This window comes from Deltaproteobacteria bacterium (genome assembly GCA_016223005.1).
GTDB lineage: Bacteria > Desulfobacterota > GWC2-55-46 > UBA9637 > GWC2-42-11 > JACRPW01.
The window spans coordinates 1-979 of record JACRPW010000049.1 but is presented as its reverse complement, the minus strand read 5'-3'; the positions used below and the strand labels follow the sequence as shown (position 1 = coordinate 979).

Annotated in this window: 2 protein-coding genes; both read right to left on the bottom strand. The window is 41.5% G+C overall.

Features of this window, described 5'->3' with window-relative positions:
* A partial coding sequence (locus HZC45_05945) for a hypothetical protein (GenBank protein MBI5682691.1) occupies positions 1 to 467 on the bottom strand: 467 nt, incomplete at its 3' end.
* A gap of 142 nt (positions 468 to 609) precedes the next feature.
* On the bottom strand, positions 610 to 979 hold a 370-nt coding region (locus tag HZC45_05940), incomplete at its 5' end, for a hypothetical protein (GenBank protein ID MBI5682690.1).

Genomic DNA, 979 nt, shown 5'->3' with positions numbered 1-979 from the left:
TCATTTATAAGCGTATAAATATGCCTGCCGTCTATATGCCCCATAAAACCAAAATTTATTTCCGCAATATCCCCTATCTCTCCGGCCTCTTTCATCTCTTTGAACCTGTCTATGGGAAAGACAATATTTATATCTTTATCCGCATCCTTATGGTCGTAATAGTCGTGGGTTATTATGAGTTGTTCTTTGAGGGTGTCTCTTGGAATTTCCCTATAAGTAGGATCGCCGTTTGGGTCTTTCATGTCAAATGGTTTTTGGCTTTTCAGATGAACGCCGGCGGTAGTTACAATGGCTATGTTGCAGTCTTTGATGGGTTTTGTAAGGGTTGTCCACGGAATGCCTTCTACTTTCCCTTGTCCCGTTATGTATTTAAACGGGAACGGCGCGGTATTTTTAACCCATCGCTCCACAAGTGATGGAAATTGTGTGAAGAGCTTTGCTATAAGTTTATTTTTTAATCTACCCATAAGTATCAGCTTCGTAAAAATAAACTTGTCCCGTTATGTATCTAAACGGGAAAGCGGGCAGTTTAATGTCATGCCTGGGACAATGTATGGCACCCGTCGCTGCAATGGGCTACTCTCCTCAGCATAAACCTCTTCATGTTCATCACCTCCCTTTACTCCTGAAAAATCCTTTTATCCATCTTATTGCTAATTTCCACGGCCTTGTCTTAATTCTGGATATTATGTCTTTATAGAAACCCTCGTATTTTTTCTCGCCTCTAATGACATCATAATAACTCTCCATCAGGGATGGCTCGCTTTCCAATATATTATACCATAATCCAGGGAAACTATAGACCAATCTCCCCAATTTGGCCGCTGCCCTTAATTCAGGATATAATTCTGCCGCTACCAGTTCATCATACCGGTTTAAATCAACCTCATTATTCCTTATCTCCTCTGAAACAATCTTTGCGGCAAGCTGAGCGCTTCTTATAGCATAGTATATGCCCTCGCCCAGAAACGGGTCAACC